Annotated in this window: 25 protein-coding genes; 9 read left to right on the top strand and 16 right to left on the bottom strand. The window is 64.9% G+C overall.

Translation table 11 applies throughout. From position 1 onward, the window contains the following. Positions 1-98: 98 nt before the first annotated feature. Together dksA and ACVJ5M_RS17260 are read right to left on the bottom strand one after the other, a co-directional pair. Complete coding sequence (gene dksA / locus ACVJ5M_RS17265) at positions 99-464, bottom strand: RNA polymerase-binding protein DksA (RefSeq protein WP_008554760.1); 366 nt, start codon at positions 462-464, stop codon at positions 99-101. A 213-nt stretch (positions 465-677) separates the two neighbouring features. Beyond that, positions 678-1,289 carry an NAD(P)-dependent oxidoreductase gene (locus ACVJ5M_RS17260; protein ID WP_354099776.1) on the bottom strand — a complete coding sequence of 204 codons (612 nt, stop codon included), beginning with the start codon at positions 1,287-1,289 and terminating at the stop codon, positions 678-680. A gap of 165 nt (positions 1,290-1,454) precedes the next feature. Here ACVJ5M_RS17260 and ACVJ5M_RS17255 point away from each other — a divergent pair, with 165 nt between their 5' ends. After that, positions 1,455-1,826, top strand: coding sequence for a winged helix-turn-helix transcriptional regulator (locus ACVJ5M_RS17255; protein WP_354097390.1), 372 nt, complete (start codon positions 1,455-1,457; stop codon positions 1,824-1,826). 3 nt (positions 1,827-1,829) lie between these two features. Here the strand turns inward: ACVJ5M_RS17255 and ACVJ5M_RS17250 are convergent, their stop codons facing one another. After that, positions 1,830-2,243: a flagellar assembly protein FliX gene (locus ACVJ5M_RS17250; protein ID WP_354099777.1), complete on the bottom strand. Its 414-nt coding sequence runs from the start codon at positions 2,241-2,243 to the stop codon at positions 1,830-1,832. A gap of 270 nt (positions 2,244-2,513) precedes the next feature. Between ACVJ5M_RS17250 and ACVJ5M_RS17245 the strand changes: the two genes are divergently transcribed. From ACVJ5M_RS17245 to ACVJ5M_RS17230, 4 genes are all read left to right on the top strand, one after another. Next, positions 2,514-3,638, top strand: coding sequence for a flagellar basal body P-ring protein FlgI (locus ACVJ5M_RS17245; protein ID WP_028148517.1), 1,125 nt, complete (start codon positions 2,514-2,516; stop codon positions 3,636-3,638). Beyond that, positions 3,638-4,006 (top strand): flagellar assembly peptidoglycan hydrolase FlgJ, encoded by a 369-nt coding sequence (gene flgJ / locus ACVJ5M_RS17240; protein ID WP_354099778.1) that lies wholly within the window; start codon positions 3,638-3,640, stop codon positions 4,004-4,006. Before ACVJ5M_RS17245 ends, flgJ begins: the two co-directional genes overlap by 1 nt. Before the next feature lie 11 nt (positions 4,007-4,017). Beyond that, entirely contained in the window at positions 4,018-4,515 is a 498-nt protein-coding gene (locus ACVJ5M_RS17235) for a hypothetical protein (RefSeq protein ID WP_085405895.1), read from the top strand. A 159-nt stretch (positions 4,516-4,674) separates the two neighbouring features. Further along, positions 4,675-5,037, top strand: a complete 363-nt coding sequence (locus tag ACVJ5M_RS17230) for a hypothetical protein (protein WP_028148520.1) — start codon at positions 4,675-4,677, stop codon at positions 5,035-5,037. Positions 5,038-5,086: 49 nt separating this feature from the next. Here ACVJ5M_RS17230 and flaF read toward each other — a convergent pair whose 3' ends face one another. From flaF to ACVJ5M_RS17215, 3 genes are all read right to left on the bottom strand, one after another. Further along, the gene (gene flaF / locus ACVJ5M_RS17225) at positions 5,087-5,455 is read right to left on the bottom strand and encodes a flagellar biosynthesis regulator FlaF (protein WP_014493991.1); all 369 of its coding nucleotides are present in this window, start codon (positions 5,453-5,455) and stop codon (positions 5,087-5,089) included. Between the two features lie 290 nt (positions 5,456-5,745). Beyond that, positions 5,746-7,353 (bottom strand): flagellin N-terminal helical domain-containing protein, encoded by a 1,608-nt coding sequence (locus ACVJ5M_RS17220; RefSeq protein WP_071912196.1) that lies wholly within the window; start codon positions 7,351-7,353, stop codon positions 5,746-5,748. 244 nt (positions 7,354-7,597) lie between these two features. Then, on the bottom strand, positions 7,598-9,202 hold the full coding sequence (locus tag ACVJ5M_RS17215; protein WP_063982267.1) for a flagellin N-terminal helical domain-containing protein: 1,605 nt from the start codon (positions 9,200-9,202) through the stop codon (positions 7,598-7,600). Between the two features lie 322 nt (positions 9,203-9,524). Here ACVJ5M_RS17215 and flbT point away from each other — a divergent pair, with 322 nt between their 5' ends. Then, a complete protein-coding gene (gene flbT / locus ACVJ5M_RS17210; RefSeq protein WP_071912194.1) occupies positions 9,525-9,950 on the top strand; it encodes a flagellar biosynthesis repressor FlbT in 426 nt (141 codons plus the stop codon). 79 nt (positions 9,951-10,029) lie between these two features. Here flbT and ACVJ5M_RS17205 read toward each other — a convergent pair whose 3' ends face one another. The 9 genes from ACVJ5M_RS17205 to ACVJ5M_RS17165 all read right to left on the bottom strand — a co-directional run bounded on the left by ACVJ5M_RS17205 (position 10,030) and on the right by ACVJ5M_RS17165 (position 23,716). After that, positions 10,030-11,529, bottom strand: a complete 1,500-nt coding sequence (locus ACVJ5M_RS17205; protein ID WP_354099779.1) for a pyridoxal phosphate-dependent decarboxylase family protein — start codon at positions 11,527-11,529, stop codon at positions 10,030-10,032. Further along, positions 11,526-12,779, bottom strand: coding sequence for an ATP-grasp domain-containing protein (locus tag ACVJ5M_RS17200; RefSeq protein ID WP_354099780.1), 1,254 nt, complete (start codon positions 12,777-12,779; stop codon positions 11,526-11,528). The genes ACVJ5M_RS17205 and ACVJ5M_RS17200 overlap by 4 nt, the downstream gene beginning before the upstream one ends. 1 nt (position 12,780) lies before the next feature. After that, positions 12,781-14,430, bottom strand: a complete 1,650-nt coding sequence (locus tag ACVJ5M_RS17195) for a hypothetical protein (RefSeq protein ID WP_354099781.1) — start codon at positions 14,428-14,430, stop codon at positions 12,781-12,783. After that, entirely contained in the window at positions 14,420-15,202 is a 783-nt protein-coding gene (locus tag ACVJ5M_RS17190; RefSeq protein ID WP_354099782.1) for a methylenetetrahydrofolate reductase, read from the bottom strand. The genes ACVJ5M_RS17195 and ACVJ5M_RS17190 overlap by 11 nt, the downstream gene beginning before the upstream one ends. 72 nt (positions 15,203-15,274) lie before the next feature. Next, the gene (locus ACVJ5M_RS17185; RefSeq protein ID WP_354099783.1) at positions 15,275-17,149 is read right to left on the bottom strand and encodes a flagellar protein; all 1,875 of its coding nucleotides are present in this window, start codon (positions 17,147-17,149) and stop codon (positions 15,275-15,277) included. A gap of 20 nt (positions 17,150-17,169) precedes the next feature. Further along, positions 17,170-19,053, bottom strand: a complete 1,884-nt coding sequence (flgK, locus tag ACVJ5M_RS17180) for a flagellar hook-associated protein FlgK (RefSeq protein WP_354097385.1) — start codon at positions 19,051-19,053, stop codon at positions 17,170-17,172. A gap of 34 nt (positions 19,054-19,087) precedes the next feature. After that, complete coding sequence (locus tag ACVJ5M_RS17175; RefSeq protein ID WP_354099784.1) at positions 19,088-21,367, bottom strand: flagellar hook-basal body complex protein; 2,280 nt, start codon at positions 21,365-21,367, stop codon at positions 19,088-19,090. Positions 21,368-21,659: 292 nt separating this feature from the next. Next, a complete protein-coding gene (gene msrB / locus ACVJ5M_RS17170; RefSeq protein WP_231142319.1) occupies positions 21,660-22,172 on the bottom strand; it encodes a peptide-methionine (R)-S-oxide reductase MsrB in 513 nt (170 codons plus the stop codon). 86 nt (positions 22,173-22,258) lie between these two features. Next, the gene (locus ACVJ5M_RS17165) at positions 22,259-23,716 is read right to left on the bottom strand and encodes an NAD(P)/FAD-dependent oxidoreductase (RefSeq protein WP_354099785.1); all 1,458 of its coding nucleotides are present in this window, start codon (positions 23,714-23,716) and stop codon (positions 22,259-22,261) included. A gap of 93 nt (positions 23,717-23,809) precedes the next feature. On the opposite strand from ACVJ5M_RS17165, the gene ACVJ5M_RS17160 reads away from it, so the two are divergent. Together ACVJ5M_RS17160 and ACVJ5M_RS17155 are read left to right on the top strand one after the other, a co-directional pair. Continuing rightward, on the top strand, positions 23,810-24,346 hold the full coding sequence (locus ACVJ5M_RS17160) for a SixA phosphatase family protein (protein WP_038956013.1): 537 nt from the start codon (positions 23,810-23,812) through the stop codon (positions 24,344-24,346). A 60-nt stretch (positions 24,347-24,406) separates the two neighbouring features. Beyond that, on the top strand, positions 24,407-24,832 hold the full coding sequence (locus tag ACVJ5M_RS17155; protein WP_071917342.1) for a universal stress protein: 426 nt from the start codon (positions 24,407-24,409) through the stop codon (positions 24,830-24,832). Positions 24,833-24,982: 150 nt separating this feature from the next. On the opposite strand, the gene ACVJ5M_RS17150 is transcribed toward ACVJ5M_RS17155, so the two are convergent. Then, entirely contained in the window at positions 24,983-25,219 is a 237-nt protein-coding gene (locus ACVJ5M_RS17150) for a DUF1127 domain-containing protein (protein WP_071912174.1), read from the bottom strand. 185 nt (positions 25,220-25,404) lie between these two features. Between ACVJ5M_RS17150 and ACVJ5M_RS17145 the strand changes: the two genes are divergently transcribed. After that, on the top strand, positions 25,405-26,748 hold the full coding sequence (locus tag ACVJ5M_RS17145; protein WP_014493975.1) for an aminotransferase-like domain-containing protein: 1,344 nt from the start codon (positions 25,405-25,407) through the stop codon (positions 26,746-26,748). Positions 26,749-26,806 lie beyond the last annotated feature (58 nt).

Raw genomic sequence — 26,806 nt, 5'->3', positions numbered from 1 at the left:
ATGCGCATCACGGCAAGCGGCAGACAAAATGCTGATCACGGCGCTCAAGCTGCACCGTGAGCCCAAAAACAAAGAGCCGCATCGCTGCGGCTCGGACTCTATTCGTCGCGGTAGACCTTCTCGCGTTTCTCGTGGCGCTCCTGCGCTTCCACCGAGAGCGTTGCGATGGGCCGGGCTTCGAGCCGCTTCAAAGAGATCGGCTCGCCGGTGTCCTCGCAATAGCCGTAGGTGTTGTCCTCGATACGCTGGAGCGCGGCGTCGATCTTGGCGATCAACTTGCGCTGGCGGTCGCGGGCGCGGAGTTCGATGGCGCGGTCAGTTTCGGACGATGCCCGATCGGCGAGATCGGGGTGGTTCACGTTCTCCTCCTGCAGAGCCTGCAGGGTGAGCTTGGACTCTTTGAGGATCTCATCCTTCCAGGCGAGGAGCTTCAAACGGAAGTACTCCTTCTGCCGGTCGTTCATGAAAGGCTCTTTTTCGGTCGGTCGGTAGTTTTTCAACTTTTCCAAGGGCGGCCTATCTGTCTAAGCAACGACTCGCAACGGAACGGGGTCCGTTAAGCCGGGCTTATATAGCGGCCTCCTGTGACAGACAATATTTCCCTGATCGTTCGGTTAGCGCCCCCAAGCCCTTGCACAGGAAGGTTTATCCTGGAGAACCCGGGGGCGGCCGAAGGCCTAGTAACCGACCGTGAAACGCTGCCTCGGATGTGCCGGCCGCTCGATCTCGTCGGCGAGCGCAATGGCGTAGTCGGCGAAGCTGATCCAGCTTTTCCCGTTCGCATCTGCGAGAAGCTGATCGGTCCCGAGCCGGAACTTGCCGGTTCGCTCGCCCTCGATGAAGAGGGCCGACGGCGAGATGAAGGTCCAGTTCAGGTCCTTTTCCTGTCGCAGCAGCTCAAGGAAAGCCCCGCCCGCCTCCGCTTCGGCCTTGTATTGGGCGGGAAAACCGGGAGTTGTAACTAGTTTGACGCCGGGAGCGACTTCCAGGCTGCCGGCACCGCCGACAACGAGGTAGCGACCAACGCCGGACGCCTTCGCCGCGCCGATCAGCTTGAGCGGGTCGCTGGCCAGGAAGTGCACGGAACTCACGGCGACGTCATGCCCCGCCCACAATCTGGCAAGGCCAGTTTGGTCGAGCACGTCGCCCTTGGTGGACGTGACGTTCGGCAGGGTCGCGATCTTCTCGGGGTTCCGGGCGATCGCCATGACCGCATGGCCGCGGCGCGACAGTTCCTTGGTGATCTCCGACCCGGCCCGGCCCGAGGCGCCGGCGACTGCGATTTTCATGGAAGGCTCCTTTGCTTCGTTTGGTAACTAACAGTTACTAGATATCGCAAAGGATGCTGGTGTTAAGAGAGCACTTTGTGCTTACCTGATTACGCAAGAGTAACCGGGACCCGTCGCCGGCGCGCGAGCCGGCAAGGGGGCCAAACGGATCGTGAGGAGCCGACGATGAAGCCAGACGTCTATGCTGCGAACTGCCCCACGCGCCAGATCCTCGACCGCGTCGGCGACAAATGGGCGGTGCTGATCCTGCTGCTGCTGCGCGAGGAGCCGATGCGCTTCAATCAGTTGCGCCGGACGATTGAAGGCATTTCGCAGAAGATGTTGAGCCAGGTTCTCAAGTCGCTCGAGCGCGACGGATTGATCAAACGCCACGCCATCGCGACCGTACCGGTGACGGTGGAGTATTCGATCACGCCGCTCGGCGTGACGCTCGCCGGCGCGGTCGATCCCCTGCGCGATTGGGCCGAGCAGAATTTGAAAGACGTGCTCGCCGCCCAGCGCCGCTACGACGCGCAGCAGAAGGATGAAGCGGCATAGGCGCTACGCCTGCCCGGCCTTTGCCAGTTCGACCTCGACGCGCAGCTCGATTTCGGAGAGCAAGGAATCGAGGCGGGGATCGCCCGAGGACGATTTCAGGTTCGCCGCGGCATCGCGCAACCGCATCACGGTCGAGGCGTCGAGATTGCCGGACAGTAATCCCATCTTGAGATCGTCAAGCACATCGAGCGCGGTCTTGCCGCGAACGACCGAGCGCTTGCGGCGCTCGACCGGATCTTCCTCGATGCCTTGCAGTGCGAGCAGCCCGTCGATGTTCGCGGCGGCCTTCGGTGCGGCAGCGCCCCGCGTCTCCTGCGCCGACGAGGTGTCGGGCAGCAGGAAGGTGCCGGAGCTCGTCCGCCTGGCCTGGCTGGCCGGCGTACCAAGCGTGGTGCCGTTCGGTCCGTAGATGCGCATCGCAGGAATCCGGGTGATCGATGCCTTCACCTTCGCCGTCTTATGGTTAACGGCGCGTAAACGGCCCGGCAAAATCTGCCGACAGGCGGCAGTTTCGCTCCTCGGGGAGAACGCTCCCTGACATCGGTGGAAACAGGTTTATTCAACCTATTCAATCGCGTAACCCCGCTGCCCCGCGTTGGCACAGCACTCGCAAGGAAAGCGTCGGACCAGCTCGTCATGGGAGTGTCGTGGATGGTCCGAGATGTGAGGAGCCTCGGGGAGCAGAGGATGCCAGGCGTTCGTTGGGTGAGGATTGTTGGGGTGGCCTGCGCCGCGCTGTCAGCGCTGGCGCTCTCGGTCACGTCTGCAAGCGCGACATCGCGCATCAAGGACCTCGCCAATATCGAGGGCGTGCGGCAGAACCAGCTCATCGGCTACGGCCTCGTCGTCGGCCTCAACGGCACCGGCGATACGCTCAACAACATCCCCTTCACCAAGCAGTCGCTGCAAGCGATGCTCGAGCGCATGGGCGTCAACATCCGCGGCGCCACCATCCGCACCGGCAACGTCGCCGCCGTGATGGTCACGGGCAATCTGCCGGCCTTCGCCACCCAGGGCACGCGCATGGACGTCACCGTCTCCGCGCTGGGCGACGCCAAGGATCTGCGCGGCGGCACCCTGCTGGTCACGCCCCTGCTCGGCGCCGACGGCAATGTCTACGCGGTCGGACAGGGCTCGCTCGCGATCTCCGGTTTCCAGGCCGAGGGCGAAGCCGCGAAAATCGTGCGCGGCGTTCCGACCGTCGGCCGCATCGCCAACGGCGCCATCATCGAGCGCGAGATCGAGTTCGCGCTCAATCGGCTGCCGAACGTGCGGCTCGCGCTGCGCAACGCCGACTTCACCACTGCCAAGCGGATCGCGGCTGCGATCAACGACTATCTCGGCGTCAAGACCGCCGAACCGATCGATCCCTCGACGGTGCAGCTTTCGATCCCGCCGGAGTTCAAGGGCAACGTCGTCGCCTTCCTCACCGAGATCGAGCAGCTCCAGGTCGATCCTGATCTCGCCGCCAAGATCGTCATCGACGAACGCAGCGGCATCATCGTGATGGGCCGCGACGTTCGCGTCGCAACCGTCGCGGTGGCGCAAGGCAACCTCACCGTCACCATCTCCGAGAGCCCGCAGGTCAGCCAGCCCAACCCGCTGTCACGCGGGCGCACCGTGGTCACGCCGCGCACCGGCGTCAGCGTCGTCGAGGACGGCAAGAAGTTCGCCGTCGTCAAGGACGGCGTCTCGCTTCAGCAGCTCGTCGACGGCCTCAACGGCCTCGGCATCGGTCCGCGCGACCTCATCAGCATCCTCCAGGCGATCAAGGCCGCCGGCGCCATCGAAGCCGACATCGAGGTGATGTGATGCAGACCAGCATGATCACCCCCCCCCACGTCGTCACCTCCTCGGCCTTCTCGGTGGAGAGCCGCAACGGCCGGCCCGACTTCGAGCTCGCCGCCGCGTTGCAGAAGGTCTCGTCACAGCAGCAGTCCAAGGCGCAGAAGACCGCCACGGATTTCGAGGCGATGTTCCTCAACAGCATGTTCTCGCAGATGACCTCGGGCCTGAAGGGCGAAGGTCCGTTCGGCGACACCCCGGGCACCGGCGTGTGGCGTTCGATGCTGACCGAGCAATATTCCAAGAACTTCGCCAAGGCCGGCGGCGTCGGTGTCGCCACCGAAGTCTACCGCACCCTCATCATGCAGCAGGCGAAAACAATCCGCACGGCATAAGGTCAACCGAGATGAACCACTTCAACGCCTCACGTCAGCCGGTGCAAGCGCAGCGCCCCAACACCGCACCCGGCAACGCCGAGGCGCGCAAGGTCGCCGAGCAGCTGATGGATTCGATGAACGCCCTGCTCGGACTGGTCGAGCGCGAGACCGAGCTCGTCCGCGCCGGCCAGGTCCGCGAAGCGATGACGCTCGAGAGCAAGAAGCAGGAGCTGTCGCGCAACTATGTCAGCGCCGTCAGCGAGTTGAAGACGAACCAGGCCCAGCTCGCGAAATCCGCGCCCGAGCTGCTCTCGACGCTGCATCGGCATCACGACGCGTTCCGCGCGATGCTCCAGGTCAATCTCACCGTGCTCGCGACCGCACACGCGGTCTCCGAGAGCGTGGTGCGCGGCGTCAACGCCGAGATCCAGAAGCGCAACGTGCCCAACACCTACACGGCGGCGGGACGCCGCGCGGCTCCGGGCCCACGCCACATCACCCCGCTCGCGGTCAGCCGCTCGCTCTGAGCACGCGCGAAAACTCCCTGCAATTTTACGAAAAACCGCGCGGCGATATCGTCGCGCGGTTAGGCACGTTTGCTTACCCGGTCTTCAATCCTGGTGTTCCATGGTTGCGTATTGAGAGGGGTTGGGATTTGACTCAGACGAGGCAACCAGGAGGCTGCCATGAGTACAGATTTCAGCATCAGGCCGGTGGGGATACCGGCCCCCGTGCAGATCATAACGACGTCCAATGCGGCGGCGAACGAGGCCGTGCAAACTGATTTGCCGGTGAGCCAGACGGTCGCCGCGAGCGATACGAGCGCGGCTGCGCGCAATGATTTGCAGAGCACCAACGACAGCGTTTCACGCCAGGTCGTTTTCAACCAGCCCGCCGCGTCCTTCGTGTTCCAGGTTGTGAACGAAAGGACCGATGCGGTTGTCGATCAGTTTCCGGACGAAGCGATGCTGCGGCGGCGGGCCTATTTCCACGCACTGGACATGAAGTCCGAGCCCCCGCGTCCACTCAGCACCGATCGCAGCGCCTGACGTTCACGCCGGGGGTCGCGACGGCCGTAGTCGTTCGAACCGGTCGCGTTTACGACCGTCCCGAAAGACCGGCGGCGATATTGCGATTGATCTCGATCAGCGGGCGGAAGTGATCGAGCTGCGGGCTCATCAGCAGCGCTGCAGTCTGGCTCAGCACGAACACGCTGATATTGGCGATCCTCTGCCGAACGTCGAGCGGCTGCGGATTGGTGTCGCGCATCGCCTCGCTCAGGAAGATGGTCCAGAGCTTGCGGTTGAACATCAACGCCTGCGTCGTCTGCTCGTTGAAGGGATCGGCACTGTTGATGGCGTCCTGCAGCTTGTTGGCGGCCTTCAGGAGCGTCTGCGCCTCGATATCGCGAGGAGACGCAGTGGTCGTGGCTACACGCGCGTAGGCCGAAGCAGCAGAACTCGACATCGATCACCCTGGAGGTTTCCTCGCCCGTTGTACAGGCTTAAGGATTTCTTTCCCAACCCTAGGCAGCACCGCTTAAGATTTGCTTACGTGAGAGTGCGGACGAGCTCCGGACAAGTACGGGTCGCGGCATCCACCTTCACCTCAAGGCTAAATCCGAGTGCGCGCACTGTAAACGATTGCATCCATCATGCGCTGATCTGAGCTAATCGACAGTTAGCGATCTCGCTCAAAACAACGGCGAAGCCTAGGCTTCGCCGTTGAATGATTCATCGTGTACGTCAGCGTCGCGGTTAGCGGAGGAGCTGAAGCACGCTCTGCTGCGACTGGTTGGCGAGCGACAGCGCGGAGACTGCGATCGACTGACGCGTCGAGAGCGCCTGGCTGTTGGCCGCTTCCTCGTTGGTGTCCGCAAGCGTCAGGCTCGACGAGCCGGTCTGCAGCACGTTGATCAGGTTCTTGCTGAAGTCCTGACGGATCTGCACGATCGACAGGTTCGAACCGAGCGTCGACGCCTCGGCACGCAGCGTGGTGCTGGCCGAGTTGAGCGAAGTCAGAATAGCGTTCGCCGATTTCGAGTCCAGGAAATCAACGCCCGAGGTCAAGGGAGCAAGGTTGAGGCCGGCGTCGTTGAAGGTGACGCCCTGAATGTTCAGCGTCGAACGCCCGGTTTCGTTGAACACGAGCTTGAGCGTATCGCCGTTCAGCAGATTCACGCCGTTGTAGGAAGAGTCCTGCGCCGTGGTGTTGATTTGCGCGAGCACGTTGTTGTACTGCCCGACCAGATTGGCGCGCGTGGCTTGCGAATCCGGGTCGACGGTGGGCGCCTGCGCGATCAGGCCATAGAAGGGCTGGCCGCTCGCCGCGGCCGTGCCGCCGATTGCGCCGATCGTCGAGGACGCCGAGTCGTTGGAGGTCACGATGTTGAGATGACCGGTCGTGTCGATCGTTGCCTGCAGGTTGTTCGCCGCCAGCGCCGCGTTGAGTTGATTGAGCGTGGAAACCTGCCCGACGCCGGCACCGAAGGTGATGCTGGTGGCGGTGCCGCCGCCGGTCGGACCGATCGTCAACGTCTTGCCGCTGAGCGGGGGCGGAACGCGGGCGGTGGTGCCGGCAGTGAGGCCGAGCGCCGTGAGCACGTTGCCCGAGCCGGAGATCGCCAGATCCTGGCTCGTGCCGGTGCTGAGCACGAGCTTGCCGCCGGAAACTGTCGAGGCCGTGCCCGTACCCGTGATGCCGTCGATCGCGCTCAGTACCGACTGCACCGTGAGTGTGCTGCCCGCACCGATGCCGATCGTGACGTTGCCGAACGAGTCGGTGGTCGAGGTGGTTTGCGCGGTCGAGAAGGTGATCGTCTTGCCGTCGACAGTCAGGACCGAACCGTTGGTGATGGTCGTACCGAGATCGTCCGAACCTGCACCGGCGGTACCGACCAGCTTGGTCGCGCCCGTGATCGGCGCCGCGCCGCTCGTATCGTCATTGTTGACGACGGTGCCGGTGACCGTGTTGTTGGTGTATGCCGTGCCCAGCAGGTTGTTGGCGGTCGCACCGGGGACCGCGGCCGACGTCACGTTGGATTTGGGCGAGTACCCCGTCGGGCTCTGCAGTACCTGGCTGGCGATCGATTTGGCGCTGTCGACCAGCTTTTGCAGCGAGGTGATGCCGGTGTTGGCGGCCTGCAGCACCTGCACGCCGTTGCTGATGCCATCCAGGAGATTGCTGATGTCGCTGGCGCGATTGTCGAGCCCCTGTGCGGTGAAGAAGTTGGTGGGGTTATCAAGCGCCGTGTTCACCTTCTTGCCGGTCGAAAGGCGTCCTTGCGTGGTAGCGAGCAGGTCGGCTGTCGACTGCAGCGACAACAGGTTCTGGCGGACTGATGCCGAGAGAACGATGTTGGACATTGGCAGATCTTCCTCTTGGAGCGCGACGCGTACGGATCGGAGCCCGCCGGTCTGGCAAATGGGCTTTTGTCTAGTTCTAGACGCACTCCTTTAAATTAAGGTTAATGGCGGCTTAAGCCACAGGGTTAACAAGGTATTAACCGGCCAGGGTTCCCTGAAACCCGGCTCACGCCGCGTCACGCGCAAAAAAACGGCGGGGCAAAAGCCCCGCCGTAATGCCTTGTTTGACGATTTTCGTCGCGTATCAGCGCAGGAGCTGCAACACGCTCTGCTGCGACTGGTTGGCCAGCGACAGCGCCGAGACCGCGATCGACTGGCGGGTCGACAGCGCCTGGCTGTTGGCCGCTTCCTCGTTGGTGTCGGCCAGCGTCAGGTTTGACGAACCGGTCTGCAGGACGTTGATCAGGTTCTTGTTGAAGTCCTGACGGATCTGCACGACCGACAGGTTCGAACCCAGCGTCGATGCTTCCGAACGCAGCGTGCTGCTGGCGGCATTGAGCGAGGTCAGGACCTTGTTGGCCGAAGCGTTGTCCAGGAAGTCGGTGCCCGAGGCGAGGGTCGAGATGTTGAGACCCGCGGTGTTGAAGGTCACACCGGTGATGCTCAGCGTCGACTTGCCGGTTTCGTTGAACGTCAGCTTCAGCGTGTCGCCGTTGAGCAGGTTGACGCCGTTGAAGGAGGCATCCTGCGCGGTCGTGTTGATCTGCGCGAGCACGTTGTTGTACTGCGCAACCAGGCCTGCACGCTGCGTCTGCGAGGTCGGATCGGCAACCGGAGCCGCGATGGCAGCGCTGTGGAACGGACCGGTGGCGGTAAAGGCCGAGCCGCCGAGCGTGCCGATCGTCGAGGAGGCCGCGTCGTTCGTGGTCGTGATGGAGATCACGCCGGTCGAGTCGATCGAGGCCTGCAGGTTGTTGGCCGCCAGCGCCGAATTGAGCCCGTTCAGCGTCGAGACCTGGCCGGTGCCGGTGCCGAAGGTGATGCTGGTGGGCGTGCCGCCGCCGGTGGCTGCGATCGTCAGCGTCTGGCCCGAGATGGCGGGCGGGACGCGGGCGGTGGTGCCGGCGGTGAGACCGAGCGCCGCGAGCACGTTGCCCGAACCCGCGATCGTGAGATCCGAGGTCGTGCCGGTGCTCAGCGTGAGCTTACCAGCCGCGACGGTCGAGGCGGTGCCGGTGCCGGTGATGCCGTCGATCGCGCTCAGCACGCTCTGCACCGTCAAGGTGCTGCCCGTGCCGATGCCGATGGTGACGTTGCCGGCGGTGTCGGTGGTCGAAGTGGTCTGCGCGGTCGAGAACGTGATGTTCTTGCCGTTGACCGTCAGGACCGAGCCGTTGGTGATGGCCGTAGCAAGGTCGTCGGACGTCGCGCCCGCGGTGCCAACCAGCTGGGTGGAAGCGGTGATGTTGACCGCAGTGCCGGTGTTGTCGTTCAGCACGGCGGTGCCGGCGACGGTGCTGTTGGTATAAGCGGTACCCAGCAGGTTGCTGGCGGTCGCGCCGGTGATGGCGGTCGAGGTCACGGTCGACTTGGTGGAGTAGCCCGTCGGGCTCTGCAGCACCTGGTTGGCGATCGACTTGGCGCTGTCCACCAGCTTCTGCAGCGAGGTGATGCCGGTGTTGGCTGCCTGGAGAACCTGAACGCCGTTGCCGATGCCATCGAGCAGATTGCCGATGTCGCTGGCGCGGTTATCAAGGCCCTGGGCGGTGAAGAAGTTGGTGGGATTATCCAGAGCCGAGTTCACCTTGCGGCCAGTCGACAGACGGGACTGGGTGGTGGCGAGGAGGTCGGCGGTGGACTGGAGGGAGAGCAGGTTCTGGCGAACCGATGCGGAGAGAACGACGGACATACTGTTACCTTTCTGGTAGCTACGCGTCCTATCTGACCAATTGATCAGACGACCGCCGGACCGTGCGTCCAAGCCTCTAACAATCCGTGAAATGAAACCCGCAGTTTTTCCCGCCGCGACGCCGGAAGCCCCCTTCGAGGCCGCGGCAGACGGCTGGACATGCCGCTATCGGCCTTGAAATTGTTGCATTTTCCATCCCCGGCGCCGTCGTTTACGACCTGTTAACCATGTTGCGCAAGGATCGGCTCCAAATCACGAACGATCGCCCTCATCGCACGAACGCCGCGACGGATCGTTGTAAAAGGGTTGATGGAGAACAGGCATGGCTCTCAAGGTTGAGCTCAAACCGCACGAACGCATCATCGTCGGCAATTCGGTGATAACCAACACCGACCAGCGCGCCCGCCTCCTGATCGACGGCGACAACGTGCCGATCCTGCGCGAGCGCGACATCCTCACGCCGGAGACCGCCGACACGCCGGCCAAGCTCGTCTATCTCGCGGTCCAGCTCATGTACATCTCGCCGGATCCGCAGAGCCAGCACGGCACCTACTTCAACCTTGTGCGCGACATCGTCACCGCGGTGCCGAGCGCCTGGCCGATCATCGAAAGCATCAACAACAACATCATGAGCGGCGATCTCTACCGGGCGCTGAAGGATGCCCGCAAGCTGATCGCCTATGAAGAGAAGCTGCGGGACCAGTACCAAGCGACGCATCCCAAGGGCGACGTCAGCTCGGCCGCCTGATCGGCACGCATCAGCCTGCCCGAACGACAACGGCCCCGGATCATCTCCGGGGCCGTTGTCGTTTCACCTGCGTTCCTGGTCACTGCGCCGCCAGCGGCGGCGCCTCGATCTCGATCAGACCATCGCCGGTCCGCCGCGCGCCGAACTCGAGCACCGCAGCCACAAGCGCGTCGATGTCCGTCTCGTCGGTACGGTGATTGACGATGGCAGCGCGGATCGCGAACCTGCCGTGCAGCGTCGTGCTCGAGGGCGCCGCAACGCCGGACTCCTGGACATCGGCGACGATCTCGCGATTGACCGCATCGTCGGCGCGGTAGCGGAAGCAGACGATGTTGAGGTTCACCGGTGCCAGCAATTCCAGCCGCGGCTCGGCCAGCACGCGCGTCTCCAGATACTTCGCCAGCGCGCAGCTTCGCGCGATCACCGCACCCAGCCGGTCGGTGCCGAACGTCTTCAGCGTGAACCAGGTCTTCAGCGCGCGGAAGCCGCGCGACAGGTCGGGGCCGAGATCGCAGGGCCAGACTGCACCCGCCGCAAGTCCCCTCGCCTCGCGGCGCAGATAGGCCGCCGGCTGCGCAAAGGCTTGCCGGTGCTGCTCGCCGTCGCGCACCAGCAGGAAGCCGGCATCGTAGGGCACCTGCCCCCATTTATGGAAGTCGAGCGCAATGGAATCGGCAAGCTCGATGCCGCCGAGCATGGGCGCGAGCTCGGGCGAGAAGATCGCGAGCGCCCCGAAGGCGCCATCGACGTGAAACCAGATTCCCTCCTCGCGGCACAGCGCAGCGATGGCCTTGAGGTCGTCGATCGCGCCGATATCGACCGTGCCGGCGGAAGCGACGACGAGAAACGGCCTGAAGCCGACCTCGCGGTCGACAGCGATCTGCGCGCGCAGCGCGGCGACGTCGATGCGATGATCGGCATCGACGCCGATCTTGCGCAGCGCATCGGTGCCGAGCCCGGCAATGTCCATCGCCCGCGAGACACAACCATGCGCAGCCTGCGACGTGTAGGCCGTGAGCAGCGCGCCGTCATTGCCGATGCCGTGCTGCCGCGCCAGCGTGCCGAGCGCGCTCGTGCGCGCCACCAGCACCGCCATCAAATTGGCCATCGACGTGCCCGTGACGAAGATGCCGCTCGCACGCTCCGGGAAATCAAACAGGCGCCGCATCCACGCGACGATCTGGCGCTCGACTTCGATCGGCATGTGATCGCGTCCGCCGAGATTGGCATTGAGGCCAGCTGCGAGCATCTCCGCGAGCATGCCGACCGCGGTGCCGCCGCCATGCACCCAGCCCATGAACCCGGGATGGACATTGCCGGTCGCATAGGGCGCGACATGCTCGGCGAATTCGCGATAGACATCGGCAAGGTCGCTCGCCTCGCGCGGCACGTCGGCCTTCAATGCCGCGCGGATGCCGTCGGGAATCGGCTGCCACACCGGCCGCGCGCGGACATTGGCGATGCCGTCGATCGCCTCGTTCAGCATGCGATGGGCGAGCGTGCGAAATTCGCTCCAGTCCTGCGGATCGAGCGAAGCCTGCACAACGGAGCTTTGCGCGTTGCGGATGATCTCGTTCATGCTGCGCTCGCCTTGCCCTCTCCTGCGTGCCGCGACAGCATCGCCGTGAACGCGGCAAAGATCTTGCGCATCTGCGGCGGCTTGTACGGAAACACGACCGGCGGATCCATGTTGTGCACGACGGCGGTGTTGTCGGCTTCGAAGACCAGCAGCTCGCGGTTCTGGTTCTCGGCGCAATCGACGATGAAATAATCGAGGCCGACGCGCCGGCTCATCTCGTCGAGCGCGGCCTTGTGGCGCGCGGCGAAGGCGTGGTCGAAGTCCAGCATGAAGACGGCCTCTTCAGCCCGCTTCTCCTCGCTGAACGCCATGTAGGCGTTGAGATACCAGATGTCCCAGCGATCGGCGATCGCCATGTGGCAGGCGTAGGGCATGCCGTCGACCATGGCGAGACGATATTTGCGATAGAGCCCGTCGGGGCTCGCATAATCGACGAAGCGCGCGACGAAGAAATCCTGCTCCTCGCGCTCGGCGAGATAGGCCGCGAGTGCCGGCGCATCGTCGAGCTTCGCGAGCCCGACACCGGCATGCGTGCCGCGCGGCCGCGCGATCATCGGAAAGCGTAATTCGCCGGCGATGTCCTCGCAAGCGATCCGGCCCTGCGCGAGATCCGTCAATTGCGCGCGCGTCGCGTGGATGGTCGATGGAATCTCGAGACCAGGGATGCCGGCCAGCAGCCGATACAGCTTGTCGCGATCGAGGTTGCCGATGAGATCGGGGCGATTGAGCAGCGGCCGCGGCCAGCGCGGCGCAGCCTTTTCGATCAGGGCCAGTGTTTCCCGGCATTCCTCGGAATCGGATGCAACCACGATGGCAACGTCGTGATCGGGCAACGTTTCAGGCAAGCCGACATCCTTGGTCACATAGAGCGTCAGCAGCTCGAAATCGGAGCCTTCGAGCAGGAATTCGATCGGCGTGTTGCCGCCCATGTCGATGTCGGCCGCAAGGGCGAGCACGCGCAAGCCGGGCTTCGGAGCCGCAGCGGGCGTGCGAAACAATTGATGGAAGGTCAGCACCTCCGACTGGATCGCCAGCCCCGCCGCCTTGTCGCCGAGTAGCTGGACGATCAGCGATAGGTCAAGGCCTTCGCCCGCGTGCGCTGCTCCTTCCGTGATCCGCGTGACGAGCTGATCGCGCAACGGCTGAAGGTCCACACCTTCGAACGCCTGGCGCGTCAGCTGCGCAAAGCCGATGCGGTCGGCATAGTTCGGCATGGTCACGCCGATCGGCGCGGAAACTGGATGCTGCATCTCATACCTCGAACGCGGACTTTTCCGGTGCGGTTGCGGCTGCGCCGCGGTCAAGCAGCAGCTCGATCTTCACCAGGACATGGGCGATGCGATCAAGCAGGTGCTGCACATTGCGTCGTGCCTGCGCCATATCCGGCGACCAGGCCTCGGTCACGAGCCGGGCGCCGACGCAGAGGCGCAGCACGGCCTGCGGCGCGTCGTCCTGCCGCTCCAGCCGGACCGGCTGGCCGATCAGGCTACGCTGGACGGCGACCTGCCGGTCCGCCGCGCTGCCGCTGATTTCGTCGTTCATGTCACGCCGCAGCGCCCGATGGACGGCGCCGGTCTCGGCCATCGAGGCCGGCTTGCCGTCGCGCAGCAGCATGAACGGAAAGATCGTGGCGTGCGCGAACTCCTCGTCGTCCCCGGCAGTCTTCTCGGTCGCCGTTGGAACGGGTTGAAGCGACGGCGACAGCGCGATCATGCTGTCGATGCCGGCGGCAAGCTCGGCCAGCGCCCTGACGCGGAAGGCCCCGGGCACGGCGTAGTAGCTGCCGATCTCCGCGAGCGCCGCCTCCCAGCGCAGCCATTGTCCGAAATTCGGCCGGCGGTCGAAGCGTGAGCGCAGCGCCGTCCAGGCCATCGGCCAATCGCAGCGGCCGGCATAGTCGAAGAAGCCCGGCGCAATCCCCTCAATCCGGTCGAGCGACCGCGAAAACCCTTTCGGCACCAGCACCGCGCCGCTGAAGGCAGGGCCACCGAAGAATTTCGAGCCGGTGATCAGCACCATATAGCCGCGGTCGAGATAGGAGCGCAGCCGGCGGCGGCCGAGCCGCGCCTGACAGGCGTCGACGACGACCTGAACCTTGCGCGGCCAGCGCCGCGCGATCTCATCGAGACAGGCCACGCCCGGCGCGCGCCAGCCGAGCTTCGAGGAATCCATGATCTGAAGCAGCACGGGCGCACCTTGCGCGATCGTCGCTTCGATCGCCTCCAGCACCGCGGCATCGGTGTCGGCGCGCATCGCAATCCCGGGCCCGGCCCGAAGCAGCGGCAACGTCACACTGGCGCCGGCGAGTCCGGCAACCGCGCCATCCTTGCGCACGGCAAGGCCGCTCGCCGTCATGGAGCTGAAATGGCGACCGCGCGCGGTATGGGCCGTGCCGCTACCGGTCTGGTCGGCGCCGACCACGATCGTCACTGGCGGGGCGCCGAGCACCGCACGCGCCAGGAACAGGGCGTGGAGCTGAGAATCCGTCCCGGACGGCGAGAACACGACGTCGACGCGCGGCGAGAGCTGAAGATGGCCGCGCAACTCCTCGCGCATGTCCTCGCAGCGCGCATCGAAGGCGATCTCGACCTCATCGAACAGGCACCTGTGCATCAGCTCTTCGCGCGCCAGCGCGGCGCGGTCGTAGGCGAGTTGCGAGATCGTCGATGCCGTCGAGGAGGCGAAATTCCAGATCTCCGGTTCCGGCGAGGCCGCACAGCCATAGGCGTTGACGCGATCCCCAGCGTCGAGCGCCAGCCGCGGATCTCCGCCGGAGACGAGCAGCGTGTCCAATGGTGTGAAGAGATCGCGCAGGCGGTAGCGCGAGCCGCCGTCGAATGTGCGCTCGGGGACTGACAGACCGGATGCGCCGGCGCTCATCCCGGAAGGCTCACGCCGCATCGGCAGCTGCCGCGGGCGCGGCTGCGAATTGCGAGGCGATGTCGCCGTGGAACACCGACGGCCCGACGTGATCCAGCGAGCTCTCGATGTCGGCCCAGATCTCGCCGCCGATGTCGGTCCAGCGCTTGCAGAAGGCGAAGTCCTCGGAGAGATAGGTGCCGGTCGCCGGATCGATCATGCATTCGAACAGCGCGAAGCGGTTCTGGCTCGCCGCCAGCGTGTCGTGCGAATGCTCGCGGAAGAATTGCAGGCCGGCATAGTTGGGATGGCGGCACATCGCCTCCAGCACGTGGCGGCGGATCATCAGGAAGCCGGTGCCGGCGTAGCGCACGCGGGTAAAACCGTTGACCACTACGATGCGGTCGGGATCCTCGATCTCGAGCACATAATCGAGCGCGGCCGCCGGCACATCCGCGCGGCCGGACTCGATCGCCCGCCTGGCCTTGTCCCAGTTGACCCGCTTGATCGGATAACAGCCGGCGACGACATCCGCGCCGCATTCGATCAGCCGGAACGCCTGCTCGGGCTTGAAGCCGATGTCGGCGTCGATAAACAGGAAATGGGTCGCCTTTGGATCGTCAAGGAACATCGCGGCCAGATTGGCCCGCGCGCGCGTGATCAGCGCATCGCCGTCGCGCAAGAGCACCTTGAGCTCGAGATTGGACATGCCGTGCACGGCGCGCTGGAGCGCGAAGATCGAGCTCGCATAGATGCTCGAGACCTGCCCGCCGAAGCACGGCGTGGCCACCACCAGCTGCATCTTGTCCGACATCGACGGCCCCCGCCCCGCTCAACTCCTCACCAAAAGGTAAAGAGGCATGGTTAACGGCGTCTTAATGCGCCGTTACAGGAACTTGACGAGCGACAGCTGCGCGAGTTTCGAGGTAACTTGGTAGGACGCTTGAAGCGCATTCTGGAGCGACAGGAGCTCGCTCGCCACCTGATCCGGCGAGGCCGATTCCGCCTGGTCGATGATGGACTGGAGCTGCGCCTTGGCCTGAGTCTGGCGCGTGCCTGCGTCCTTCATCGTGTTCTGGCCCATCGCGAGGTCCGTCTGGATGTCCTCGATGTGCTGCTGGCCGGGCTGCTTCGTCAGCGACTGCGTCACCCGCAGGCTCAGCGCGGAGACCTGCCCGCCCGCATACTGGCTGGTCGGCGAGGTCGAAAACGTCCCGAACACGGCGATCGCCTGCAATTGCTGGCGGATCGCGTCCTCGTTGGCCTGCGCGCCATATTGCACCGTGACCGAATCATCCACCCGCGCCATCGCCGTGGAGCGCGGCGAGCCGGGCCCGTCATTGCCGGTGTACCATTTCACGGTATTGGCCGAGCCGTTGACCAGCGTCGTCGCCGAACTCGCCGGTGAAGAACCGACACGCAATGGCGGCTGCGTCGCGGTGACCGGGGTCGAGCCGAAACCGAGCGCGTTGAGTGCGCCCGAGTTCGAGGTCGTGATGTTGAGGCTCGCCGCGTCGTCCGTGTTGATCGTGATCGAGCCGCCATGCACGGTCGAAGGCTTGGACGTGCCCGTGATCTGGTCGATCTTGCTCATCAGCGTCTGGATGCTGTCGCTGACATTGAGCTGGTTGCCGGTCGCGCCCGAACTGACGAAGGTCAGCGTGGTGCCGTTCACGGTGATGGTGTCGCCGGCGGCGAAGCCCGGCGAGATCGAATTCGAGGGGCTCGCGCCGGACAGCGCCGTTGCTCCGCTGACCGGAGCCGGCGGGGCCGCCTGGTTGTTGACGGGCGCACCGGTCGCGGAGCTTGCGGTGTTGAAGAAATTGTCGCCGGCCGTGATCGCGGATGCCGCGACAAGCGAGGTGTTGGCGAGCTTCGTGATCGCGGTGTTCAATGCCGTGTTAAGATTCGTGGCGGTGTTGCCGGGAGTCATCGCGTCAATCGCGAAGCTGCCGATCGGCGTCGGCGTGGCCGAAGACGCGGTCAGGTCGACCTGCCCGGTGGTGCCGTCCGGCAGCGTGAACTGGACGCTCAGCTTGTCGCCGTCGTTCGGGTTGAGGCCGTTGAGATCGACCGAGAACGACACCGGCGAGCCGCTCGGGCCGGTGACCGTCGCACCCGTCAGCGTCGAGGACACCGCCGCGATCTTCATTCCGAACGGCGATCCGGCGACGTCCTCGGATACCCGCACCGAGCTCGGCGTCGGCTGTGTCTGCACCAGCCGTCCCATGCCGTTGGCACCGAGGTCGGCGGCCTGGCGTTCCGCCATGACGGTCTTGAAGCCCGCCTGCGTGGTCGTGCCGTTGATGATGTCGCCGGCATTGGCAACCGACTGCGTGTTGAACGCCGTCCCGGAGAACAGATAGCGGTTGCCCGACTGCGTGTTGAGAACGCCGACCATCGAGCCGAACTGCGAAGCGGCTGTGTTCTGCGCGACGGTCTGTCCGTTGACGTTGAGATCCTGCGCGGTGCTTGCGGAGCCGGTCTGCACCGTGTTGCGGATCGTCGTGAGCGACTGGAGCGCGGTATTGGCGAGGTTGATGTTCACGTTCACGTTCGTGATCGTGTCGGTATAGGCGGCGATGTTGGAGAGCTGCGAGCGCCCGGCGATCGCAAAGCCCTCGTTGGTGCCCATCCCGGAATAGTTCTGCGACAGCTTGCCGGTCGCGAGCTGCGTCGACAGGTCGGTGAGCTGCTGATTGATGTTGCGGATCTGCGCGCCGAGGACCGACGAGGAGTAGTTGATGCTGCTGATCGACATCTTTCAGAACCCTGTACTGGTTACACTTGAGCCTGGATCAACGTGTTCATCATGCTCTGCACCACCGACATGACGTGGGCGTTGGCGGCATAGGCATTCTGAAGCTGGATCAGGTTCGACATCTCCGAGTCCAGATTGACGCTGGAGGTCGAGTCGAACTTGGCCTGGAGCGTCGAGACCACGACGCTCTGGCCCTGCTGGAGCTGGGTGGCCTGGGTCGAGGCGTTGGCCTGGACGCTCAGGAACTGCTGGAGGTAGTTCGAGACGCTGCCGGTGAAGGGCTGGTTCGCCGAGCCGAGGCCGGTCGTCGGCGAATAGGAAAACACCGCATTGGTGAGCTGCGAATAGAGATAGTCCGAGCGCGTGGTATCGCCGGCGGGCGTCACCGGCGAGGTGTTGTAGACGGACAGCCTCGTGGGATCGCTGACCAGCTGCGTGTTCACGGCGATGCGCCCGGCAAGGCCGGTCATCTGCGAGCCCGACGCGGTGATCGCACCGGTGTAGAGCGCCTGCCCGCCGTCGGTGAACACCGCCAGCTGCGGGCTGCCCGAGGTCAGCGACGAGATCGTCTTGGTGGTCGAGGCGGAATTGACGTTGGCAAGGCCGGTATTGTCATCGGTCACCCGCAGCGTCGTGGCCGTCGCCGGCGACGGAGCGGCGGAGAACGTCAGGTGCGAGCCTGAGAGCGCGGTGTTGAGCGCAGCGGCGATCGCATTCATGCCGCCGGAGAAATTGACGCCCACCCGCATCGGGTTGGCATTGGTGGCGTTCTGGAGCGGCAGCGCCGCCGGGTCGGTCACGTTGACGAGCGTGATCTGGCGCTGGGTGTTGGTCGCCGTGTCTTTGTAGGTGATGTTGACCGTATTGCCCGGCTGCGCACCGGCAAGGTCGAGATCAAATCCGGCCGGCGGGCCTGAGACCGTGCTGCCGGCCGTGGTCTTGTCCGACAGCGCGCTCGACATCGTCGCGGCGAGCTGGTCGATCTGGTCCTGCGCCTGCACCAGCGTCTGGTCGCGCAGCTTGAGATCAGCCGCGATCTGGCCGGAGGAGACCACGTTGTTGGCGACGACGTCGAGCTGCGAGCCGTTCGGCAGCTTGATGTTGAGCGCACCGACGCCCGACTTGGCCGGGTCGGCGTTGTAGAGCGAGGTCGCCGACAGCGCGCCGGCGGAGGCAAAGGTGAATTGCGAGGCGAGCCCGGCGCCGACGAGCTGGATGCCTGTCGTGGTGTAGATATTGGCCTGGTTCGAACCGTCGGTGGTGACGCGAACGTCGACATATTTCGACAGCGTGTTGATGGCCTGGTCGCGCTGGTCCATCAGCGTCGCGGCGGACGGGTCGTTTGCCGACAAGCCCTGAAGCTTGGTGTTGATGTCGGCGACCTGCTGCATCGCCGCGTTGGCCTGCTGTGCCGAGGTGCCGAGATCCTGCTCGACGTTGGAGCGCAGCGACTGGATGCCGTTGGTGGTGACGTTGAGCTGCTTCGCCAACGCCTGCGCCGCGCCGAGGGCAACCGTCTGCGCCGACGACGAGCCGGCGCTGGTCGACAGCGCCTGCAACGCCGTGGTGAATTTGTTCAGCGCGGTTTCGAGCGTGCCGCTGTTGCCGGGCGTGCCGTAGACACTCTGAAGCTGCTTCAGGATGTTGGCCATCTGGTCGGCGTAACCGCTGCCGCCGGTCTCGGTGCGCAGCTGGTTCTGCACAAAGGTGTCGAGCTCCCGGCTGACGCCGGTCGTCATCGCCGTCGAGCCGAAATCGCCGGTGGTGACCTCGATCTGGTTCGGCCTCTGGACGACGTAACCCGGCGTCTGCGAGTTGGCGACGTTCGAGGAGACGATCGAGAGCGCGGCCTGGTTGGCACGCAGACCGCTCATCGCACTGGCGAGGGCTGAACTCAAACCCATATCACTAGCCGCCTTTGGTTACGTCACGCGCCGATCAGCGCAACACGTTCAAGAGATCCTGCACCATCGAATTCGCTGTCGTGATCACCTTGGTGTTGGCCGAATAGGCCTGCTGGGTCACGATCAGCTTGGTGAATTCGTCGGCGATGTCGGTGTTCGAGCCTTCCAGCGACGAGCCGCTGATGCTGCCCGACGCGCCGTCGATCGCTGTGCCCGACTGTTCGGTCGCGGCGTAGGCGCCGCCGTCGAGGGCCTTGAGGTAATTGGTGCCGTTGAAGTGCGACAGCGTCACCTGGGCGAGGTTGAGGTTCTGGCCGTTGGAGAAGGTGCCGACCACGAGGCCGCTGTTGTTGACGGCGACCGAGCGGAGCTGACCGGCGGCGTAGCCGTTCTGCGTGATGGTGTTGATCGTCACCGCGCCGCTGGTGCTGGCATATTGCGTCAGCCCGCCCGAGGACATGTTGAAGGCGACCGAGCCGAGCGACTGGCCGCCGACGCTGACGTTGTTGATGGTGATGCCCGATCCGCTCGGCGAGGTCAGCGAGCCGTCGCTGGCAAAGGTGAAGGCCTGCCCGGTGTTGACCCAGCCGACCGTCGTGCCGGTCGCATTCGGATCGGTCTGGTAGAACAGGTTCCAGGTGTCGGAATGGCCGGTGCCCAGCGAGGCGCTGTCGGTCTTGGCCCAACGCAGCTGCAGGTTCACCGGCGTGCCCGCGGCGTTGTAGGCGGTGACCGCACCGCCGCTGATCGATTCCTTGGTGAACGTGGCGATGTCGTTGCCGATCACGCCGCCGGTGCCGGCAGTGCCGCCACCGCCGCGGTTCTTGGAGATGGACGACGTGAAGCCGAGCGCGGCGAAGGCGCTGCTGTTGTTGGGGCTCGTCACCGTCAAGGTGGGATTGGCGATACCGGTATTCAGGGCGATCACGCCGTTGCTGATCGAAGAGCCGCTCGCACCGCTGAGCGTGTCGATCTGGCTGAGCAGAGTCGCTATGGAGTCGGTGATGTTGATCTGGTTCGGAGGGGTAGCGCCGGAGGCCACGAAGGTGATCGTATTGGCAGCTCCCGTGCCGTTGACCTGGATCGTGTTGCCGACCACGAAGGGCGTCGAGAGGACTTCCGCCCCGCCGGGCGTCGCGGTGCCGCCGAGCTGTGTACCACTCGTAATCGCGGGAGTGGACAGCACGTTACCGCCGCGCGTCACGCTGCTGACGCCGAGCAATCCTGCCGCAGTGCCGCCGATCGTCACGTCGGCCGTGGTGCTGGTCGTGATCTGGATGTTGCCGCTGGCATTCATAGTCACGCTGGAGGCGGGAACGCCGGCTCCAGACGCGATCGCGCTGAGGACATCCGACATCAGTGCGCTGGTGGGCGACTTCAGACCAATCGTAGTGACCGCCGGGGGGCCCGCAACCATCGAAACGCCCGAGACGGTGTTATCGAAGTTGATTGTTTGGCCGTTGACCGTCAACGACTTGCCGGCCAGGTTGGTGAGAAGGCTGGTGTTGAGATGCGTGGCCAAGCCCGCATCGAGAGACGTGCTGCCAGTTGCCACCGCCGAAGCGCTGTCCAGCAGTGCCACCGAGCCAGTCGCGGTCGTCGCCGTATAGGCCGAGCGCAGATTGCCGGTAGCCGCCGCGCCGGAGACCGTCGCATTCGAATAGGGCGGCGGCGGCGTGCCGACGATCAGCGGGTTGGCGGCGAAATCGGACGGGTTCAGGCCGCCGGCCGCCAGCAGCGTGCCGCTCGCCGCGGTCGAGCTCGCCCCCGTGTTCGGCACGCTCGGCAGGTTCGCGGCGTACTGGATCGCGGTTGTCGCCTGTGCCGGGATGAAGTTGTTCTGGAATTTCAGGACGGACGCCACATTGCCGGTCGGGTTGCCGGTCTTGGGGTCGACCGTGACGCCCATCAGGTAGTAGCCGGCGCCATTGACGAGATTGCCGTTGGAATTGAGCTGGAAGTCGCCGCGGCGGGTGTAGTAGGTGACGCCGCTGAACTGCGGCAAGTTGTCGACGACGTTAGTCGCCTTCTGGATCGAGAAGAAGCCGTCGCCGGTGATCGCCATGTTGGTCGCGACGGAGGAGGACGAGATCGTACCTTGGGTGGTGATGGTCGCCTTGGCGTTGGCCGTCACGCCGCCTGCGACCTGCTTGCTCGGCACCGAGGCGTCGGGAATGAGATCGACGAAGCTGGTGCCGATGCCCTTGTAACCGGTGGTGGATGAGTTCGCGATGTTGCCTGAAATGTTCTGCAGCGCGTAGGACTGCGCCTGCAGGCCACCCACCGAGGTGTTCATTGCATCGAAGATACCCATAACTTTGTCTCCAGATCCGATCTCGGCGGCCGGTCGACCATGGCCGCAGTCGGAAGAGACAGTCGCAAGGGTTATGCCAATGCGGGTATTCTCAGGAAATCAATGACTTGAATGGGCAAGCCCAGGTCCGATGACCGGGGCACAATTGCCGGGCCGGCAACAATTGCCGGGGCATCGGGTCATTCCGGGGGCGGCACGCAGCACCGAACTCAGGTGCGCAATTGCGCACCTGAGAAGCTCGAGATTCCGGATTCGATGCTCACGCATCGCACTGGAATGACTCCAGCGAGACCTACGTTGCCGACGCGGCGGCCGGGTGGAAGACCAGCCCGAAACCGTCGATGCAATAGCGCAATCCGGTCGGCTTCGGACCGTCGTCGAAGACGTGGCCGAGATGGCCGCCGCAGCGCCGGCAATGCACTTCGGTGCGCACCATGCCGAAGGTGCGGTCCTCGGTCTTGCCGACATTGCCTTCGATCGGCTGGTAGAAGCTCGGCCACCCCGTGCCGCTCTCGAACTTGGTCTCGGATGCGAACAGCGGCAGGTCGCAGCCGGCGCAGGCGAAGATGCCCTTGCGGTGCTCCTTGAGCAGCGGGCTGGAGCCCGGCCTTTCGGTGCCCTCCTTGCGGAGGATTTCATATTGCTGCGGCGTGAGCTGGGCGCGCCACTCGGCGTCCGTCTTCTCGATCTCGAATTTTTGCGTGGCCTTCTCTCCAGCCTCGGCTGGCGTTCCTCTCAGCCAGCGGAAGGCCGAAAGGCCGAACAGGCCGGCAACAGTCGTCAGCAGGATGCGGCGATCAAACATCTCATTCTCCGTGCGCGGGGAGTCCACGCCCTGAGATACGGGCTCTAACGGCCGACGTTACACGTCCGGCCGGGGTTTTTCTCAACTTATTGCGAGACGACGTCGCCCTGCGGAACCGGTTCCACGCCCTCAGCCGCAGGTTTCGGCGGAGGGGCCGGCCGCGGCCGGACGCCCGGCGGCGGACGGCGCGGACCGGTGCCGGCGGCCCGGTTGGCCTCGGCGAGGCGCGCCTCGCGTTCCCGGTCCTTGACGCGGGCCCGCTCGCGGTAGCGGGCGAGCGAGCCTGCGGCGGCGGAACTCGCCCTGCCCCAGACTCCCACCAATTGGCCCGCGACCCTTCCGGTCGTGCCGCCCGCCCAGACCAGCTCGAACGGCGAGAACAGCTTCCAGCGCTCGTCGCCCCACAAAATGCTGCGCGCGATCAGCTGCCCGGCCATGGCCGAGGTGTTCATGCCCTGGCGGCCGAACCCGCTCGCCACCCACAGGCCTTTGCGCAGCTGGCCGATCTGCGGCATGCCGTGCACCGTCTGGCCGGTGGCGCCGCCGAACATGTCTGTAATCTCGACATCGCCGAACTGGGGGAAAATCGATCTGATCCGCCGCCTGACCGCGCCCGCAAAGCGCTGCGGACGCGCGGCCCAGGTGGTCTCGGGGCTTTCCCACATCAGGCGGTCGCCGTCGACGACACGGAAATGGTCGACCCCGTCGGAATCCATCACCGATCCCTTGAACGCCACGATCTCGTGCACGCGCTCGCCGAGCGGCGCGGTAATCCCGGCATAGCGCCAGACCGGCAGCAGCGTCTCCGACAGGCGCCTCAACGGCGCGCCGAGGTGGATGTTGCCGGCGAGCACGATGTGGGTGGCGCGCAGCCGCGCCGAGGGCGTGACGATGCGCTTGCGGATGCCCGAATGATCGATGCTGACGACCGGCGTATCCTCGAAGATGCGCGCTCCCGCCCGCCGCGCCAGCGCTGCGAGGCCGTGCACATATTTGCGGCCGTCGAGCTGGAATGCCCGGGGATAATAGACGCCGTGGAAGTAGCGGTCGGTCTTGAGCGCCTCGCGGACGCGATCCACCTGCCAGCCCTCGACCTCCGTGTCGAAATCCTCGTGGAGCATCTGCAACCGGCTGATCAGCCGGTCGCCGGCATCGACGTTGGAGACCTCCAACACGCCATCGCTCGGGCCAATGCCGGGCATGTTCTCTTCGGTGGCGTTGGCCCGGACGAACTCGGCGCCCTCCTTCGCCAGCGTCCACAATTCGCGCGCGTCCTCGAAGCCGATGCGCTCGATCAAATCGGCGAGCGGCAGCGCAAAGCCCGGCATCACGGTGCCAAGCTGGTTTCCGGAGGCGTTCCAGCCGATATGGCGGCCCTCGAGCACCGCGACGCTGGCTCCGAGCCGGGCTGCCTCCAGCGCGATGGAGAGCCCGGCAAGCCCGGCCCCGATCACGCAGATGTCGGCGTCGAGATCAAACGACAGTCGCGTGCGTTCACGAAAGCCGGCTTCTTCCTGGGACACGCTTGTGAAAGTCTCGCTCATGTCGTTTCCTTAAAGGACCGATCGGGCCCTTGTCACCTTGTCCTCAACCGGCGCCTGTAGATTATTCTGGACGCGTAACGATTCGAGAATGCCATGCGCCGTTTGATGTTGCTGCGTCACGCCAAGACCGAGACTGACGCGCCGAGCGGCCGTGACCAGGATCGTCGCCTCGACGACCGCGGCCACAAGGATGCCGCACAGATCGGGGATTGGCTCGCCACCCATCCCCCCTTCCCCAAGGCCGTGCTGGTGTCGCACGCCGTCCGGGCCCGGCAGACCTGGGACATTGCCTGGGAGACGATGAAGGACCGCGTCGCAGCGCCGCAGGTGGAGGTCCTGCCCGAACTCTACGGCGCCGATCCCGCCCAGATCCTGGAATCCATTCGCACTGCAACCGTTCCGGCCAACCCGAAGCAGTTGCTGCTGGTGGGCCACAATCCCGGCATGCACGAGGCCGCGCTGATGCTGATGGGCGGCGGCGATCCGGCCGGCGCCAAGGCGCTCGCTCACAATCTGCCCACGTCGGGGCTTGCGATCTTCGACTTTGACGTCAAGGATTGGGGTGACGTGGCCTACCGCCGCGGCAAACTGGTGCTGTTCGTCAGCCCCAAGCTGCTTCGATCGGGTTGAGACGCGCGGGGCGCGCCGTCTCGACCGGTTGATCCCAGCTTGGTCAATTGGGAGGCGCAGATGTTCAAGTCCATCCTCGTGCCCATCGACCTCGCCGACACCGATCTGGCCAAGCCGGCGCTCGCGACCGCGATAACGCTGTCGCAGACCTGGAGCGGATCGATACGACTGCTCAACGTGCTGCCGATGACGCCGGTGATGCTCGCCGAATACGTCCCGGCCGACTTCGACGAGCAGCAGCGCCAGACCTCCGAGGAAGCGCTCGCCATCGTCGCGCGGGAGTCAGGCATCGAGACGGGGCGCATTTCCAGCGTGGTGCGACAGGGCGGCATCTATCATGAGATCCTGGAGGAGGCCATGCACATGAAGGCCGACCTGATCGTGATGACCTCGCACCGGCCGGCGATGCGCACCTATTTCCTCGGCTCCAACGCCGGGCACGTCGTGCGCTACGCCAAGTGCTCGGTGCTGGTGGTCAGGCACTGAGCGCCACAACAAACGCTGTCATTGCGAGCGCAGCGAAGCAATCCAGAGTCTTTCCGCGGTGGCAGTCTGGATTGCTTCGCTCCGCTCGCAATGACGACGCGGAGGCATTGTCACCACGCCCGGACTTGCGGGCGTGGCGGCCGAACAAACTCACAGATACCGCGTCAGCTCGGCCTTGAACTGCCCGTAGACGGCGTCCTCGATCTGGCTGCGCGTGATCCCGATGTCGCGCAAGGCGTGGTCGTCGAGCTCGTTCAGCGTCTTGACGGCAGAGCGGCGCTCCAGGCGGTCGAACAGCGCATGGGCGACGTTGGCGAGCGTGCTGAAAAATCCGCCCGACGAGGATGGGCGTAAACTCCGCCCGGCAGTTTGCGAGATCGTGGTCATTTTTCTTCTCCGGCCTATTGTCCGCGCAGCGAAGCAGGTGCCGTTGGCGCGGACGCTGTGAGCGCCTGCACCTCATTTGCCATCGGATTGCTCTCGCTCTCCTCGGCTCAATCGCGGAACTTGATGGAACTTAAATGCTCCAGTACACTACTCGGAGCAAGTAAAACATTGCTCTCGGTGCAATAATGTCCAAGTTCGAATACGTGAAGCTTGCCGATGCCATTGCGGCCGATATCACTAAAGGCACGTTAAGGCCCGGCGACCGGCTGCCGCCACAGCGCAACTTTGCCTATGACCGCGGCATCGCGGTCTCGACCGCGAGCCGGGTTTATACGGAGTTGCTTCGCCGCGGGCTCGTCGTCGGCGAGGTCGGCCGCGGCACGTTCATCTCCGGCGACATCAAGCGCGAGGTCGAGGCGTTGAGCGAGCCGCGCGACGCGCGGATCGATTTCGAGGTCAATTATCCGTTATTGCCGCAGCAATGGGCGATGATCGCCAAGAGCCTTGCCGGGCTGGAGCGCGTCGATGCGCTCGAATCCGCCCTGCGCGTCTCGACCAGCACCGGCACCAAGAGCGCGCGCAATGCGGCCGTCGCCTATCTCGCGCGCAAGGATTTCACGCCGCAGGCCGAGCAGATCGTCTTCACCGCCAACGGCAAGCAGTCGCTCGCCGCCGCGCTCGCCGCCCTCGTTCCCACCGGCGGCCGCTGCGGCGTCGAGGCGCTGACCTACCCTTACGTCAAGAGCATCGCGGCGCGGCTCGGCGTGACGCTGGTCCCGATTCCGATGGACGAATACGGTGCACGGCCCGATGCGATCCAGAAAGCGCATCGCGAAGCGCATCTGTCGGCGCTGTATCTCCAGCCCATCATCCAGAACCCGCTCGGCGTCACCATGAACGCGACGCGGCGCGCCGACATCATGCGCGTTGCCGAGAAGCTCGATCTCACCATCATCGAGGACGCCGTCTACGGCTTCCTCGCCGACGACACGCCGCTGGCAGCGCTCGGGCCGGACCGTTGCATCGTGATCGACAGCCTGTCCAAGAAGGTCGCACCGGGCCTCGCGCTCGGCATCCTCGTCACCCCGCCGCATCTGCGCGAGAGCGTGATGAGCGCAGTCCGGACCGGCGGCTGGATCGCCTCGGGCCACGCGCTGGCGTCCGGGCAGCGGCTGATGGCCGACGGCACCGTCGCCGAGCTGACGCGGCTGAAACGGATCGACGCTGCGCGCCGGCAGCAGACCGCGGCAAGGCTGCTTGCCGGCTACCAGATCGCGGCCGACGCGCGCTCCTATCATCTCTGGCTGACACTGCCGCCGCACTGGCGCTCGCAGACCTTCGTCGCCGCAGCAGCCCGGCGGGGCATCGCACTGACGCCATCCTCGACGTTTGCAATTGCGCACGGACATGCACCGAACGCGGTGCGGCTCGCGCTCGCCCCGCCCTCGCTCGAGCAGCTCGATTCCGGCCTGCGCACGCTCGTGTCGCTGCTCGGCACCAAGGAAGAGGATTTCGACTCGACGGAGTAAGCCAGAGCGTTGCGAGCGAAGTGATACCGGTTCGAAAACGCGTCGCGACAAAGATCCG

It is taken from the genome of Bradyrhizobium sp. S3.7.6 (assembly GCF_054061875.1).
This window is presented reverse-complemented; position numbering and strand designations above follow the sequence as displayed.